The sequence below is a fragment of the Neisseria sp. HMSC065D04 genome (assembly GCF_001815675.1).
In the GTDB taxonomy this organism is placed as follows: Bacteria; Pseudomonadota; Gammaproteobacteria; order Burkholderiales; family Neisseriaceae; genus Neisseria.
In genome coordinates, this window is sequence record NZ_KV821562.1 from 1 (window position 1) to 486 (window position 486).

Below are 486 nucleotides of genomic sequence, written 5' to 3' on the forward strand. Positions count from 1 at the left end.
GCCAGTCGGTTTCGGGCAAACCGTTTCGGGCGTTTTCTTCTTTGGACGGCACCTTCCATTGGTGTTGGGCGACGAGTTGGCCGTTTTCGTTGTAGTCGAAGCAGGTGATGCTGTGGCGGTTGGCGGCGCGGACGAGATTGCCGTCCGGGTCGTATTGGTAAACGGTTTCCTGAACCTTGCCGTTATCGCGGGCGAGGGTGTGGATTAGGCGTCCCAATATATCGCGTTTGAACTCGGTAATCCGCAGCGGGGTTTGGCTGTCGAGGTCGTCTGAAAGCGGGGCGGCGTCTTTTTTGGGGACGGGCTGTCCGCCCAGCTGCGCCATCAGTTTGGCGGCGAGGGAGGCGTCGTCGCCGAATTCGCGCTGCTCGACCAGCTCGTTGCCGGCGTTGTAACGGTAGCCGGTCAGTTTATGGTCGAAACCGCTTTCGGCAATCAGACGGTCGAGGACTTCGTAGGCAAAGCGGTAGCGCGCACCGTTTTCAT

1 pseudogene is annotated in these 486 nt (G+C 59.7%); it reads right to left on the reverse strand.

The annotated features are described in order from the left end of the window. Positions 1-325, reverse strand: a pseudogene (locus HMPREF3050_RS12855) (RHS repeat protein); the annotation flags it as partial. Positions 326-486: the final 161 nt, after the last annotated feature.